This is a genomic window from Streptococcus mitis, assembly GCF_002005545.1.
GTDB classification, from domain to species: domain Bacteria; phylum Bacillota; class Bacilli; order Lactobacillales; family Streptococcaceae; genus Streptococcus; species Streptococcus mitis_I.
Map to the genome: position 1 here is coordinate 1,640,340 of NZ_LBMT01000001.1, position 15,276 is coordinate 1,655,615.

The 15,276-nt window shown below is 35.4% G+C and carries 15 protein-coding genes and 3 pseudogenes; 5 read left to right on the forward strand and 13 right to left on the reverse strand.

Annotated elements, in window-relative coordinates; genetic code table 11:
* The first annotated feature begins 9 nt into the window (after positions 1-9).
* The 4 genes from coaC (at position 10) to QS39_RS08305 (ending at position 2,342) form a co-directional block, all read left to right on the forward strand.
* Positions 10-561 (forward strand): phosphopantothenoylcysteine decarboxylase, encoded by a 552-nt coding sequence (gene coaC / locus QS39_RS08290; protein ID WP_023944210.1) that lies wholly within the window; start codon positions 10-12, stop codon positions 559-561.
* Entirely contained in the window at positions 545-1,108 is a 564-nt protein-coding gene (locus QS39_RS08295) for an ECF transporter S component (RefSeq protein WP_077805211.1), read from the forward strand. Before coaC ends, QS39_RS08295 begins: the two co-directional genes overlap by 17 nt.
* 179 nt (positions 1,109-1,287) lie before the next feature.
* On the forward strand, positions 1,288-1,815 hold the full coding sequence (locus QS39_RS08300; RefSeq protein WP_077805212.1) for an ECF transporter S component: 528 nt from the start codon (positions 1,288-1,290) through the stop codon (positions 1,813-1,815).
* A gap of 11 nt (positions 1,816-1,826) precedes the next feature.
* Positions 1,827-2,342: a transcription repressor NadR gene (locus tag QS39_RS08305; RefSeq protein WP_000159183.1), complete on the forward strand. Its 516-nt coding sequence runs from the start codon at positions 1,827-1,829 to the stop codon at positions 2,340-2,342.
* Here the strand turns inward: QS39_RS08305 and QS39_RS08310 are convergent.
* The 7 genes and pseudogenes from QS39_RS08310 to QS39_RS08340 form a co-directional block, all read right to left on the reverse strand.
* Positions 2,339-2,479 (reverse strand): annotated as a pseudogene (locus QS39_RS08310) (DNA mismatch repair protein MutT); the annotation flags it as partial. The gene QS39_RS08305 and the pseudogene QS39_RS08310 sit on opposite strands and share 4 nt — an antisense overlap.
* A 77-nt stretch (positions 2,480-2,556) precedes the next feature.
* Positions 2,557-3,522 (reverse strand): substrate-binding domain-containing protein, encoded by a 966-nt coding sequence (locus tag QS39_RS08315; protein ID WP_000789622.1) that lies wholly within the window; start codon positions 3,520-3,522, stop codon positions 2,557-2,559.
* Between the two features lie 103 nt (positions 3,523-3,625).
* Entirely contained in the window at positions 3,626-4,570 is a 945-nt protein-coding gene (locus QS39_RS08320) for an ABC transporter permease subunit (RefSeq protein ID WP_004248623.1), read from the reverse strand.
* A 1-nt stretch (position 4,571) separates the two neighbouring features.
* Positions 4,572-6,050: a sugar ABC transporter ATP-binding protein gene (locus tag QS39_RS08325; protein WP_000687780.1), complete on the reverse strand. Its 1,479-nt coding sequence runs from the start codon at positions 6,048-6,050 to the stop codon at positions 4,572-4,574.
* A 13-nt stretch (positions 6,051-6,063) separates the two neighbouring features.
* The gene (rbsD, locus tag QS39_RS08330) at positions 6,064-6,462 is read right to left on the reverse strand and encodes a D-ribose pyranase (RefSeq protein ID WP_000759837.1); all 399 of its coding nucleotides are present in this window, start codon (positions 6,460-6,462) and stop codon (positions 6,064-6,066) included.
* Positions 6,437-7,348 carry a ribokinase gene (gene rbsK, locus QS39_RS08335; protein ID WP_000036805.1) on the reverse strand — a complete coding sequence of 304 codons (912 nt, stop codon included), beginning with the start codon at positions 7,346-7,348 and terminating at the stop codon, positions 6,437-6,439. The genes rbsD and rbsK overlap by 26 nt, the downstream gene beginning before the upstream one ends.
* A complete protein-coding gene (locus QS39_RS08340; protein WP_000207597.1) occupies positions 7,348-8,322 on the reverse strand; it encodes a LacI family DNA-binding transcriptional regulator in 975 nt (324 codons plus the stop codon). Before QS39_RS08340 ends, rbsK begins: the two co-directional genes overlap by 1 nt.
* A gap of 136 nt (positions 8,323-8,458) precedes the next feature.
* On the opposite strand from QS39_RS08340, the pseudogene QS39_RS10860 reads away from it, so the two are divergent.
* Positions 8,459-8,536 (forward strand): annotated as a pseudogene (locus QS39_RS10860) (DNA-binding transcriptional regulator); the annotation flags it as partial.
* On the opposite strand, the pseudogene QS39_RS08345 reads toward QS39_RS10860, so the two are convergent.
* From QS39_RS08345 to QS39_RS08370, 6 genes and pseudogenes are all read right to left on the reverse strand, one after another.
* Positions 8,533-8,682: pseudogene (locus QS39_RS08345) on the reverse strand (8-oxo-dGTP diphosphatase); the annotation flags it as partial. The pseudogenes QS39_RS10860 and QS39_RS08345 sit on opposite strands and share 4 nt — an antisense overlap.
* Before the next feature lie 97 nt (positions 8,683-8,779).
* Complete coding sequence (locus QS39_RS08350; protein WP_000342213.1) at positions 8,780-9,547, reverse strand: class I SAM-dependent methyltransferase; 768 nt, start codon at positions 9,545-9,547, stop codon at positions 8,780-8,782.
* A gap of 206 nt (positions 9,548-9,753) precedes the next feature.
* The gene (locus QS39_RS08355) at positions 9,754-10,221 is read right to left on the reverse strand and encodes an 8-oxo-dGTP diphosphatase (protein ID WP_000091549.1); all 468 of its coding nucleotides are present in this window, start codon (positions 10,219-10,221) and stop codon (positions 9,754-9,756) included.
* A gap of 137 nt (positions 10,222-10,358) precedes the next feature.
* Positions 10,359-12,200: a DUF2971 domain-containing protein gene (locus QS39_RS08360; RefSeq protein ID WP_000413448.1), complete on the reverse strand. Its 1,842-nt coding sequence runs from the start codon at positions 12,198-12,200 to the stop codon at positions 10,359-10,361.
* A gap of 18 nt (positions 12,201-12,218) precedes the next feature.
* Positions 12,219-14,207 carry an excinuclease ABC subunit UvrB gene (gene uvrB / locus QS39_RS08365; protein ID WP_023944196.1) on the reverse strand — a complete coding sequence of 663 codons (1,989 nt, stop codon included), beginning with the start codon at positions 14,205-14,207 and terminating at the stop codon, positions 12,219-12,221.
* A 76-nt stretch (positions 14,208-14,283) separates the two neighbouring features.
* Positions 14,284-15,237: a CPBP family intramembrane glutamic endopeptidase gene (locus tag QS39_RS08370; protein WP_077805213.1), complete on the reverse strand. Its 954-nt coding sequence runs from the start codon at positions 15,235-15,237 to the stop codon at positions 14,284-14,286.
* Between the last annotated feature and the right edge of the window lie 39 nt (positions 15,238-15,276).

The window sequence follows — 15,276 nt, forward strand, 5'->3', positions numbered from 1 at the left end:
AGGAAAGCTATGGCACATATTCTCTTGGCTGTAACGGGGTCTATCGCCTCCTACAAGTCGGCAGATTTAGTTAGTTCGCTTAAAAAACAAGGTAATCAGATCACAGTCTTAATGACTCAGGCTGCTACAGAGTTTATCCAACCTTTGACACTACAGGTCTTATCACAGAATCCTGTTTACTTGGATGTCATGAAAGAACCCTATCCAGATCAAGTCAATCATATCGAACTTGGAAAAAAAGCAGATTTATTTATCGTGTCCCCTGCAACTGCTAACACTATTGCAAAACTAGCCCACGGCTTTGCGGACAACATGGTGACCAGTACGGCGCTAGCCCTGCCAAGTCATATTCCCAAACTCATCGCACCAGCTATGAATACAAAAATGTATGACCATCCAGCAACTCAGGCTAATCTGAAAACATTAGAAAGCTACGGCTATCAGCTGATTGCTCCAAAAGAATCCCTACTAGCTTGTGGAGATCACGGACGAGGAGCCTTAGCCGACCTCACAATTATTTTAGAAAGAATAAAGGAAACTCTCGATGAAAAAACGCTCTAATATTGCACCTATTGCTATCTTTTTTGCAACCATGCTTGTGATTCATTTTCTAAGCTCACTTATCTTTAATCTTTTTCCATTCCCAATCAGACCGACCATCGTTCATATTCCTGTGATTATTGCTAGCATTATCTACGGTCCACGAGTTGGGGTTACACTTGGGTTTTTGATGGGACTTCTTAGCTTGACAGTTAACACGATTACGATTCTACCGACAAGCTACCTCTTCTCCCCATTTGTACCAAACGGAAACATCTACTCAGCTATCATTGCCATTGTCCCACGTATTTTGATTGGTTTAACTCCGTATCTAGTCTATAAACTGATGAAAAATAAAACTGGTCTGATTTTAGCTGGTGCCCTTGGTTCACTTACCAACACAGTCTTTGTACTTGGTGGAATTTTCTACCTTTTTGGAAATGTCTTTGATGGTAATATCCAAAAACTCCTAGCAACTGTTATCTCAACAAATTCCATTGCCGAATTAGTCATTTCTGCAGTTCTAACCCTAGCTATTGTTCCAAGACTACAAACCTTGAAGAAATAAAAACAATCTCCGCTTTCAAACCTGAAGGTGGAGATTTCGTTTGATGTAGTTTGTGTTTTTAGTGAAATGTTTACGAGTCTTTAATTAAAAAAACGACCTATAAACCCAAGTAAATCCTTGCTTTATTGTCTTGTTTATAGTACTATACTAGTGTATATACAGTTAAAAAGGAGATTCTTATGAACACACGGAAAAAGACACAATTTATGACAATGACTGCCCTCTTAACGGCTATTGCAATTTTGATTCCAATTGTTATGCCTTTCAAGATCGTCATTCCACCTGCTTCTTACACTTTGGGGAGCCATATCGCTATTTTTATTGCCATGTTCTTATCGCCCTTGATGGCTGTTTTTGTCATCCTAGCCTCTAGTTTTGGATTTTTGATGGCTGGCTATCCCATGGTTATCGTTTTTCGAGCTTTTTCCCATATCTTTTTTGGGACTTTGGGGGCTCTTTACCTACAAAAATTCCCCGAAACCCTTGATAAACCAAAATCTTCCTGGATTTTTAACTTTGTTTTAGCGCTTATACATGCCCTTGCTGAAGTATTGGCCTGTGTCGTTTTTTACGCAACTTCTGGTACCAATGTAGAAAACATGTTCTATGTTCTATTTGTGCTAGTTGGATTTGGCACAATTATCCATAGTATGGTAGACTATACATTAGCACTAGCTGTCTATAAAGTGCTTCGAAAACGCCGTTAAAAGGAAGAACTATGACAAAAGATCGCAAACAAGCCCTGCTCCAACTCTTGAAAGAAGCTCCTAAAGCCCTCAACGGCCAAAGTTTAGCTGAACATTTTCATGTCACACGTCAGGTCATTGTGCAGGACATTGCAATTTTGAGAGCCGATGGCGCTCCTATCCTATCCACCAATCGTGGCTACATCTATAAGCAAATTGAAACCAATCCTTATGTTCACAAACTTTTCAAAGTGAAACATGAAGTTGAAGAAATCGGTCAAGAACTCCTTGCTATCGTAGATAATGGTGGACGTGTTCAAAACACTTTGATTGACCATCCCGTTTATGGAGAAATCGAAACCTTGCTGAAACTGTCTTGTCGCCGAGACGTGCAACATTTTCTTGAACAAGTCGAGCATTCTGACTTTAGACCTCTGTCTGAATTGACAGATGGCATCCATTACCACCTAGTTGAAGCCGAAACACAACAAGACCTCCACTATATCGAGGAGGCCTTAGATCAGCTAGGTTATTTAGTAAAAGACTAGAAGATTTTCTTCGCCCAGCCATCTTCTGTACGGTGGCGGTAGAAAAATTCAGATTTGTCAGGAGCTTCCATCATCTCCATCAAAGGTAGCATATCATAGGCCAGATCCAAGTTTGGAATCTGGTCTTTTTGAATCCAATAGCTCAAATAGTAACAATGATATTTAAAAAGCACATTGAATGAAAATTAACAACTACTTGCTTACTAAAAATATATCACCAGTTATGTTGATCAACATTATCCTTAGTCACAAGATAAATTGGAGAAACTGTTTCTTTTTCCAGTTTTTTCCCTTGATAATGATCTATTGCTGATTGAATAGCAATTTCACCCATCTTAGCTGGTTGCTGAGCAATAGTGGCAGTAATATCACCTTTTGCAATAGCATCATGTGCATCTGGTTGACCATCAATACCAACAATTAATACATTGCTAAGACCAGCTGCTTTTACTGCTTGTGCAGCTCCTAACGCCATCTCATCATTCTGTGCAAAGATTGCTTGTACTTCTTTGTTTCCTTGAATCATATTTTGCGCTGTATTCAAAGCTTTTGCGCGATCAAAATTAGCGGATTGACTAGAAAGAACATCTAAATTTGTCTTTGAAATTTGTTCAAATCCTTTACCTCTATCTACAGTTGCAGAAGCGCCAGGGACTCCTGATAATTCAAAAGTTTTTGCTTTTTCTCCCAATTGCTTGGTAATAAATTCTGCAGCCATTTTACCTGCTTCTACGTTATCAGAAGCAACAGTTGTCAAGACTTCACCACCATTACTACCGCGGTCAATTAAGATTACCGGAATGTTTGCATTATTAGCAGCTTTAATAGATGTAACAATTGCATCAGAATCAACTGGATTAATTAGTAAAGCATCTACATTTTGACTAATAAAATTTTGAATATCATCTGCTTGTCTAGCAGCATCATCTTGTGCATCTGCTATCTTCAAAGTTACTTCTTTTTCCCCTGCAGCTTTTTCAAGGCCATCTTTCATAGCCACAAAATAAGGATTGTTAGTAGTAGAAATAGAAACTCCTAATTTTAATTCTTTTGCCGACTTTTGAGTCGTAGATTTATTATCATTTGATGAATTTCCTAAACCAGTTTTTCCACAAGCTACTAAAGCAAAAATAAATGTTACAAACAAAGCAAAAATGCTAATTTTTTTAATATTTTTCATGTTATTACTCCTCGTAATATATATCTATAGGGATAGTTTCAATCCCGATTATTGTACGTCATCTAATAAATTGTTACTATTTCCAAAAAAATTGAAAATTATTCTACTGTTTTACAACTTTAAAACGATCAATCAGAACAGCAATTAAGATTACAACTCCTTTTACTACTTGTTGCCAAAATGCTGAAACACCAATAATATTAAGTCCATTATTCAAAACTCCAATAATTAAAGCACCTATTAGAGTCCCAAGTATACGACCTTTACCTCCAGATAAAGAGGTTCCTCCAAGAACAACAGCTGCAATAGCATCCATTTCATAACTAGCACCTGCTGTTGGTTGAGCAGAACTTAAGCGTGATGTTATAATTAATCCAGAAATTGAAGCCATAATACCTGATATTGAATAAATGATAATTTTCACTTTATTTAATTTCACACCTGATATATATGCTGCTTTTTCATTCCCCCCTATAGCATATACAGATTTACCAAATGCTGTTTTATGAAGTAAAACATATAAAACAATAAATACAATAAACATAATAATTACAGGAAATGGAATTCCTACTATGTAACCTTGCCCCAAAAATTGAAATAAGAATGTATCACTTAATCCTTTTGTAATAGGATTCCCATTTGTATAAACAAGTGTTGCTCCCCTAAAAATAGTCATAGTCGCTAAAGTGACGATAAATGGAGCTAATTTCCCGTAGGAAATCAATAACCCATTCATCATACCTAGAATGCAACCCAAAATTAAAGAGATGAGAATTGCTAACGTAACAGGCATTCCAGATCCTAATAAACCTGCTGTTAGCGCGCTGGATAAGGCTAAAATTGATCCTACTGATAAATCGATTCCACCTGTTAGAATAACAAAAGTCATTCCAAAAGCAATCAGTGCATTTGATGTTACTTGCAATAGTAAATTTAACAGATTATTTGCTGTTAAAAAATTTGAATTGATAATAGTGATGACAGCCATTAAAATTATCAATGCTATTACCGTTGTCAATTCTGACATGTACTTCATAGTATTTTTCACACTATTGTCCTCCTGTAGCTAGTTGCATAACTTTTTCTTGTGTAGCTTCTCGACGTGTTAATTCCCCACTAATTCTACCTTCATGCATGACCATAATGCGATCACTGACTCCAATCACTTCTGGTAAATCTGAAGAGACCATAATAATCGGTACACCTCGTTCAGCTAATTCATTCATTAATTGGTAAATTTCACGCTTAGCTCCAACATCTACCCCACGAGTTGGCTCATCTAAAATCAGTACTTTTGGTGCAATACCTATCCATTTTGCTAAAACTACTTTCTGTTGATTACCACCAGAAAGTGTCCCAACTTCCTTATCTGGATAACCTGATTTAATTTGTAACCTATCAATTAAGCGTTGTACAAATATACCACTTGTTTTATTATCGAAAATGCCATTTTTAACAAAATCACGAGTACTAGGTAAAGTCATATTATCTTTAATAGAAAAATCTAAAATCAATCCCTCATCTTTACGATCTTCTGTTAAGAAACCAATTCCATGCTTAATTGCTTCAAAAGGATTTTTAATTATCAGTTGTTCTCCGTTTATTATAATTTGACCAGATTTTAAAGAATCAATTCCAAAAATTGCTCGCATTATTTCAGTACGACCAGCACCCATCAAACCAGAAAAACCAAGAATTTCCCCTTGACGTACATAGAAAGAAATATCCGTAAAAGCATCACCAGAAAGATTCTTAGCTTGAAAAACAATATTCCCAATCTCAGCCTTTTTTTCTGGATAATAATCTTCTAATTCACGGCCTACCATCTTCTGAACTAATTCATCTGCATTAGTAAACTTCGTTTTCTTGGTATCAATTACAAACCCATCCCTCATAACAGTTATAAGATCTGTAATCTTAAAGATTTCTTCCATCCGATGTGAAATATACACAATACCTACACCATCAGATTTTAATCCTTCTATCACTTTAAAAAGTGTTTCAGTTTCACGATCAGTTAAAGCTGCTGTGGGTTCATCCATAATTAACAAGGAAACCTCTGATAATAAACATTTTGCTATTTCTATCATTTGTTGTTGTCCGACTGATAATTGACCAATGAATGCATCGAGAGGAATAGAGATATTAAGACGTTTAAATGCTTCTTTAGCTTTCATTTCCATACTAGCTTTATCTAGAAACCCAATCGAATTTTTAATTTCTCTTCCTAAAAAAAGATTATCAAGTACAGTCATATCTGGCCAAGTATTCATTTCTTGATGAATAAAACTCAGTCCAAACCGTTCTGCCTCTTGAGGATTAGAAAATGTTTTTTCTTTACCATCAATAAAAATAGTTCCTGAAGTAGCTGGAAAAAGTCCAGTTAAAATATTCATTAAGGTTGATTTGCCTGCACCATTCTCTCCCATTAAAGCATGAACTTCTCCTGAATTAAGAACCAAATCAATACTTTCTAAAACACGATTATTCCCAAAAGATTTTGAAATGTTCTTCATTTCAATTTTCATAGGCAACTCCCTTCTAAATAATAACTCCTGATTGCAAGATTATATTCGAATATGGTGTATCTTCCCCAGTGCGAATAACTGCCTTAACTTTAGTATTCATAGCTTTCAATTCTTCATGACTAATATATTCAATAATTATATTCGATTCTAAAAGATCTAGAACTGCTTGCCACTGTTCTTTGTTTTTTTCTTTAATTTCTTCTGCTAAAAAAATTTTTTCAATAAGTACATTATCTGAATATTCTTTTAAAACTTCTAAAAAACTTGGGCTACCTTTTCTTAATGCTAAATCAATTTTATCAACACCTTTTGGAACTGGCAATCCTAAATCTCCGATACAAACCAAATCCATATGACCTAAATCATCAGCTAGTTTTGCTAAATTACTATTTAAAATCCCATATTTCTTCATATCCTGAATGCTCCTTTATTTCTTTCAAACTCGGCATGCCTCCTTGCGCTCCAAATCTTTGAACAGAAAGATGTGAAGCAATCGTTGCAAAGGACAATGCAACATTCATCTCTTTTCCTTTTGAGATAGCATAAGCAAAAGCACCATTAAACGTATCTCCTGCTCCTGTAGTATCAACTACTTCTGCTTTTATGGCAGGAATCTTCTGAACTACTGTCCCATCATAATAAATAGAACCTTCAACTCCTAATGTCACAATCATTTTATTAGGATAAATTTTAATAATTTCTTCTAATTTCTTATCTGGAAAAAGCTCTGAACATTCATGCTCATTAGGAGTAATAAAATCACAAAAAGGAATCATCTCTATGTCTGTTTCTCTAGCTGGTGCAGGATTGTAAAGCACCTTAACTTTATTTTCTTGACAAAATTTAGCTATACATAAGTTGGCTTCATGTGGTATTTCATTTTGTAATACAACAATACTTGCATCACTAATCAATTTCCACTCATTTTTCCAATCATTTGTTTTAACTAAATTATTCGCTCCGGGATAATAAATAATCCTATTATCACCTCCATATAAAGTAATTTGTGCAACTCCTGTAGATTGTGGTACCGTTCCCACATGTTCTATAGAAACATTATTATTTTGCAGATTACCTAGTAAATCTGCTGAAAAAATATCTTCCCCAACGTTCCCAAATATGTAAATATTATCTTCTACACTGGATAATCTACCAATAGCTACAGCCTGATTTGCACCTTTTCCCCCTGGAACTATATTAAATGAATCCCCAAAAATCGTTTCACCTCCTTCTGGAATTCTTTTTGTTCTCATAACTAAGTCCATTGAAATACTTCCAACAACAACAATTTTACTCATTACTTTCTCCTTAATGTATTTCTTTCTACGTATCTAACAGGTAGTTTAATTTTAACTTCATCTATAGAGAACTTATTTGCCATATTATAGATTAGCTTTGCAGCCTGTTCTCCCATTTTATATGATGATTGGTGAATAGTTGATAAAGAAGGGTAAATAAATTGACTAAGTACAATATCATCGTAACCAATAATTTGAATATCATCTGGAATTTTTTTACCAATTGCTAAAATTTCATGAATATAAGCTATCGCATGAATATCAGAAGGTGCTATAATACTATCAATATTTGGATTTCTTTTTAGATTCTCTTTAGCTTCTTTTTGAATTTTTTCAAACTCAAACGTTTCACTTTCTTCAATACGAATCTCTAAAGATTTATCCCTCAAATAGTTTAAACTTGCTTCAAATCGTTCCGCAATGTTCTCAGCTTTATCATCTAAAACTTTAATAATCATAACTTGCTTAGCGCCAGCTTTCCAAATTGCTTTAGCAGCCAAACGTCCACCCAACTGATTATCAGAAAAGACACCGTAACCTGTATCTTTACTAATCCGGTCAACCACAACAACAGGTAACGTCAGATTTGGAAATTCCTTTGTAAAGTCAAGTGTCGTTATAATGCCAGCTGCATTTGTTTTTAACAAAAGGTTTATATATTCTTCTAACGAATCATGATCTGAAATAGTACCAACCATAATCCTATAACCTTTATCTTTCAAATATGATTCAGCCCCTCGAACCAATCTTGGGAAGAAGGGATTAGAAATATCTGGCAATAAGAGTCCTACCATTTGATTTTTTTTAGTTTTCAAAGATTGTGCTAATACATTCGGCGTGTAATTTAATTTCTTGATAGCATTTTTTATCTTTTCCCTAGCATCATCTCCGACATAGCCTTTTTTCGAAATATATCTTGAAACTGTTGATTTTGATACTCCAGCTTCTTCAGCAACCTGTTTTATTGTAGTCATCACTCCTCCTTTTTATATTATGGAACCGTTCCCTTATTTATATAGTAAGCGTTTTCTTTGTTTTTGTCAATACTTTTTTAGAAATATTTTAAATTTATTTTAGAGTATTTACTTTTTTCCCTAATCTTCTATTACTATTAGGCAGGAAACACAACAAGACCTCCACTATATCGAAGAGGCCTTGGACCAACTTGGTTATTTAGTAAAAGACTAAAAGATTTCCTTCTCCCAGCCATCTTCTGTACGGTGGTGATAGAAAAACTCTGATTTGTCAGGAGCTTCCATCATTTCCATCAAAGGTAACATATCATACGCCAGATCTAAGTTTGGAAGCTGGTCTTTTTGCACCCAAGAAACTTCTTCAAATCCAAAAAGTTGAGACTTTTATATAGAACCAGCTGGAGTATGCTCTAAAGACTATCCGCTTGATTGTATATTGAAAAGCTTCTCCTTAATTTTACTTTCGAGCAATAAACATACCATATTCTTTAGGAATAATTAACTCACCTTTATAAAAATGTACTTCTAATCTTTTACGAATGACTTTTTCTTCTAGCGAACCTATTTCTGAAATTCCTTTAAAGGATTGGATGTATTTAACTAGATCATCTATGCTAGTTACCTGTAACTCATCATCATAGAGTAATGTATCGACAGAGTTAAAATACCTACTCAGGTACCTTTTGCCATTTTGTAAAGTAAACGTTTTATTTTCCAAATCTTGATTAACATCATCTTTAAATAAACTTGACAAATAATCTACAACTCCATTTTCACCAAATGTAGCACAGTAAAAAATTCCTCCTGTTTTTAAGACTCTATTCACCTCAGAAAGAGCTTTAGGAATATCATTGACATGATGTAGAAGCATATTAGCAATAACAATATCAAACGTTTCATCCTCAAAAGAAATCTTTTGAATATCCATTATTTCATAGTTAACATTGTCTCTATTTCCAATCACTGACCTCGTTGTTCTCACCATATCTTTAGAAAAATCTGTAATAACCAACTGCTTCATTTTATCTATAGAATCACTATTACTTTTCCACAGTTCTCCTGTACCACATCCCAATTCTAGAACCTTTACTTCATTAGTGATTTGGTAGTTGGAAAATATCCAATTGTTAAATCCTAATTTATTTTTTGAATAGTTCTTATGCAATTCTACTCGAATATCAAGATTATCATGACTTTTATATTGTTCAATTACTTTATCATCCATTTTCTGATACTTCCTTTCATATTTTAAGATTATACCATAAAACAAAACACTCTCCGATTTCAACATTGAAGGTGGAGATTGTTCAAAATATAGATCGAAAAGAATAATAAGAAATTTAGAGATATTCAGTTGACTTACACCACCATACTTAGCCTATATTTCAGTACCTTACTTTAAAAGATAACACCTATCGACTAATCATAGAACTAAAAAGTTTCTTTCTCCCAGCCATCATCTGTACGGTGGCGGTAGAAAAATTCAGATTTGTCAGGAGCTTCCATCATCTCCATCAAGGGTAACATATCATAGGCCAGATCCAAGTTTGGAATCTGGTCTTTTTTCACCCAAGAAACTTCTCCTTCATCTGAAGAGCGAAGGCTACCAGAGAACTCAGTCGCCTTGTAACAAATGACAATATAGCGCCCACCTGTATCCAGAGGCCAATTTTTAATGCCGACAAGTTGAGGATTTTGGATAGTCAACCCTGTTTCTTCATAGATTTCACGAATGACAGACTCCGCAAAAGCCTCACCATTTTCAACATGACCTCCAGGAAAGGCATAACCAGACCAGCGATTAGTTTCAGGAGAGCGATACTGCATAACCACGCGCTGGGTTTCAAGATCTTCAATCAGACAAATGTTTGTTAAAATCGTTAATTGGGAACGGGACATAAATTTACTCGCTTTCTAAGTTATTAAAACATATCTTCGTTATATTTTACTTCGGACTTCATGATAAAGGGATTGAGCAATTCATTTTAATCTCACTAAATTCTCTAAAACACCTTCTGCTTTAAGTTATCATCAACTCAACGATAAGGAATTTTCGAACTTTCTATCTCTATATCAGGATTAGCAAGTTTGAGATAAGGAGCAATATAATCTGCATCCGTAACCTTTGGTCCTAGAATAACTTTTGAGTATTTCAAAGGAAGTAAATTGATGTATACAAATAAATCATATCTGCCATTGTCTTTCGAACTTAATACAATATACTTTCTAAAATCTTTATAGTTAACTTTATCAAAAACTTCTAACCCAATTTCTTCTTTCTTAAAGTACTTCTCATTTGATGAATCATTAGCATCTCTTTTAATAATATTTTGTATAGCTGTATCATCTAAATTAATTAAAATGCGATACTCTATTTCATACTCATAGTCTTTAACTTTGAAAAGGTAAGAAATCTTCTTCAATTTCTCAGCAAAACTTATCAATTCTTTTTCAGCTTCCAGCTCTTGCAATTTTTCAAATAGCTGTTTTAAATTATCAAGAGATTTACCAACATCTGTTTCTTCTTTATTCTCGGACATTAAATCTAAATAATGAACTTTAACAAACTCTATCGATTTATGAGCAACTATATCTTCAAGATAAGACAGATCATATTCAAGAAATGCTCCCTGAGATGAATCAGCATATTCCTTCCACATAGGTAAACTATCAGATACCGTGGTTAGAGAAGATATAAAAACATTGGAAGTTTGATATTGTTTGAAAAACGTATTATCTATACCCAAATAATCATATATTACTCTTCCTTCCATCGGGTCATTTAACTGTTTTAGATTAGTCAGTCGTAAAAATGGAGGTTGAGTTTCAGAATTGTTTTCATTTTTCCAGTCTGCTTTTATAAGAAAATTTGTTAAAGTATCAATCTTAGTATAATGTCCAAAAGAACCTATTTTTTTCAACTCTTCAGCGTCAACAGTTAATTTAGAACGTATATAGGAGATAACATTATCTGCTTGTTTTAAAAGTTGCTTAGCATCTAACGAGGAGATTGATTCTGAATAACTTTTCTCATTCGAGTAAGCATTATCATACTTCTCAATTAACTTAATTGCTTGATCTCGAATTATATCAGAATTATTTTCTTCTGCTATCTTTCGAACAACATCAATCGAATCATTAATTACAACATCAAAGTGTCTTGACACAAAATCTAGATAGTCATCAATATCTTCAGCTTGTGGATTATCAATAAAATATTTATTTATTATCTTTAAGTGCTCAAATTGAAAAATTGAAACAAGCTCATCTAATCTAAAATACCAATATCTAGTATAATTAAAATCAATATTTTCAAAATCAATATTTTCAAAATCAATATTTTCAAATATAAAGTTGATGAACGGTTCTAATTCACTTTTAAAATAGTTCCTTCTTTCTTCTGGTAAACTTTTCTGTCTAAATAGTGGAACAAAAACTGAAAGCAAATCCGAATAAATCATTTTACTATTCTCTAGATTATCTTTTAATACTAAATCAATAATTTTAAAGAAATAACTCTCATTTTCAAACAATATAGAATATTCTTCATATTCTTTTGGTTCAAATAAATAATAATAAAGAGAATCTAAATACCTAAAGCATACACTCCAACTATATACTTGTGAATTATTTGATAGTATTTTATTTATGGACTCTAAAATCTTTTTTTGGATAATTTTATCAATCTTCTCTTCAAAATCACTAAAAATATAAAGAACAAGTTCAACACATTTCAATTGTTCTTCTTCAGATAATTTTAAATATTGATTTATAAAATTTTCAAGTTCGGATTTCAGTTTTTCTTCATTCAAGGAATCAAAATGATCTTCTAATTCAGATTTACTAAATTTACCTGTAAAATAATTTAACTTTTCCATTTTGTCTCCTTCCAAAACCTACCCCAACGCCTTGACTTCCAACATCATATCACGAATCTGAGCTGCTAGTTCAAAATCAAGCACTTCGACGGCTTCTTGCATTTGTTTCTCTAGTTTCTTGACTAGTTCTTTGCGTTCTTGTTTGTTTAGGCTATTGATATCGATTTCCTTGTCTTCTTCCTTAGCAACTGCCTTAGTTACAGCAATCAGGTCACGGATTTCCTTCTTGATTGTCTGAGGTACAATACCATGCTCTTCATTATAAGCCATCTGGATTTTCCGACGACGAGCCGTTTCATCAATGGCACGTTGCATAGACTGGGTAACCGTGTCCGCATACATGATGACATGGCCTTCGCTGTTACGGGCAGCGCGTCCAATGGTCTGGATGAGTCCACGCTCGTTACGAAGGAAACCTTCTTTGTCAGCATCGAGAATCGCTACGAGGCTCACTTCAGGAACGTCAATTCCTTCACGGAGCAGGTTGATTCCGACCAAGACATCAAAGACACCCAAACGCAGGTCACGGATAATCTCTGTCCGCTCTAAAGTCTTGATATCCGAGTGCATGTACTTGACCTTGATACCCATTTCCTTGAAGTAGTCGGTTAAGTCCTCTGCCATTTTCTTGGTCAAGGTGGTGATAAAGGTTCGTTCGTTCTTTTCAACACGGGCATTGATTTCACCTAAGAGATCATCAATCTGTCCCATAGTCGGACGGACTTCTACCTCAGGATCCAAAAGACCTGTCGGACGAATGATTTGCTCAATCACAGTCTCGGTCTGTTCATTTTCATAGTCACCAGGTGTCGCTGAAACGTAAACAATCTGGTGCACATGGCTTTCAAATTCTTCACGACGGAGAGGACGATTGTCCAAGGCTGATTGCAAACGGAAACCATAATTAACCAGCATTTCTTTACGCGAACGGTCTCCATTGTACATGCCCTTGATTTGCCCCATGGTCATGTGGCTCTCATCAATCATAATTAAGAAATCATCTGGGAAGAAGTCGAGAAGGGTATAAGGAGGCTCGCCCTCACTCCGTCCATCCATGTGACGTGAATAGTTCTCAACCCCATTGGTATAGCCCATCTCACGCAGCATTTCGATATCATACTCTGTCCGCTGTTTCAAACGCTGGGCTTCAAGCAGTTTGCCTTCCTTCTCAAAGATAGCTAGTTGCTCTTCTAGTTCTGCTTGAATCTTGGCAATAGCATCCTCCATATGGTCGTCATTGGTCACAAAGTGAGTCGCAGGGAAAATCGCCAAATGATCCACTTCTCCCAAGACCTGACCTGTCAGAGCCTCAACCTCACGGATACGGTCAATTTCGTCTCCAAAAAATTCTACTCGAAAGGCGTGTTCATCACGAGATGCTGGGAAAATCTCCACCACATCCCCACGCACACGAAATCTTCCCCGTTGGAAATCAATATCATTGCGCTCAAACTGAATATCGACCAAGTCATTCAAGAGTTTATCACGAGAAATCTCTAGACCAGGACGGAGACTCACGACACTATCAGCGTATTCCTTGGGCGAACCCAAACCATAGATACAAGAGACTGAAGCCACGACAATAACATCATTACGCTCCAGTAGGGCCGAAGTCGCTGAGTGGCGGAGCTTATCAATCTCGTCATTGACAGAGCTGTCCTTTTCAATATAGGTGTCACTGGAAGGGACATAGGCCTCAGGTTGGTAATAATCATAGTAAGATACGAAGTACTCAACAGCATTTTCAGGGAAAAATTCCTTAAATTCTCCATAGAGCTGTCCTGCCAGAGTCTTATTGTGGGCGATGACCAGAGTTGGTTTATTAACTTTGGAAATGACCTGACTCATAGTATAGGTCTTCCCTGTTCCAGTCGCCCCCATCAGAATCTGAGCTTTTTCTCCCCCCTCGATATTATCAACCAACTGCTCAATAGCTTGAGGTTGATCTCCTGATGGTTGATATTTTGATACTAGTTTAAATTGATTATCTGTAATGCGGTTAATCATAAGAATCCTCTCTCCATGTGCTATTCCTATTTTAGCATACTTGTAGCATTTTCACGAAGAAAAGGACGGACCGAAGTCACATCCTTTCATTTTCTTTCTTTAATTTATAGCCAAGATAGACAATCAGCAGTAGCAAGACTAAACTTGTCATGATAGAACCTTCAATCCCAAAAGATCCTCCTGATAGCCAGCTCTGATCGCCTTGTGGTAAAAAGGTCATCAATGACGTTCCTGATGGTTGACCACTAACTAAAATCCCAAAGAGATTGCCCTGAGCAAAATTCCAAGCCCCATGAATACCTGCTACACCCCAAACTGTATCTGTTTTGAGGAGGTAAAGTGACATGGCAACTCCGAATAAGAAGAGATTCACTAGAGATAGTGGTGTTAGACCAGAATTGCCCATATGAAGCAGGGTAAAGAACATGCTAGATATAAGAACAGCAAGTTTTAGATTGGTTCTTGAGGCCAATTGAGGAAGGAGCCAAGCACGGGACACCACTTCTTCTGCTGTCCCCTGTAAAATCCAAAACGGAATGGTAAAAATAACAAAGGCAAGCGAATAAGGATTCAAGTGAATGGACTCCAAACGATATTGCCCCAAGGCTACTAATCCTAACAAGGTCAGAAGAAAAAGTGCCAGGCCTAAGCCAAATCCTTTCAGAAGACTGCTGAGGAAATTTTCTCTATAAAATCCCAAGGTTCGAATAGGTCTTTTCTCAACTTTTCTAGTCCATCTGAACACAGTGTTGAGAATAAACCCAAAGGCCAGCAATTCTAAAATTAAATGAAAGTCACTTGTTTTATCCGTCAAGCTCTGTTGCAATGTCTGCAAGTAGGTTGCAAGATTTTGACCAGCCTCTCCAAAATTTCTAGCAAGTCCGATGAGAGCTAACAAACTAATACCATACAGAGTATAAGCCACAAACTCTCCTATGAAGACAAAAGCAAAGGCTAACAAGGGGCTTGTGTAAATGTTTAAACTCATTTTTGAAGCTTGGAAGTCTTTAAATATTCTTTTGTTCTTCATATCCCTGTCCTCTTTTCTTCTATATATACTATTATTATA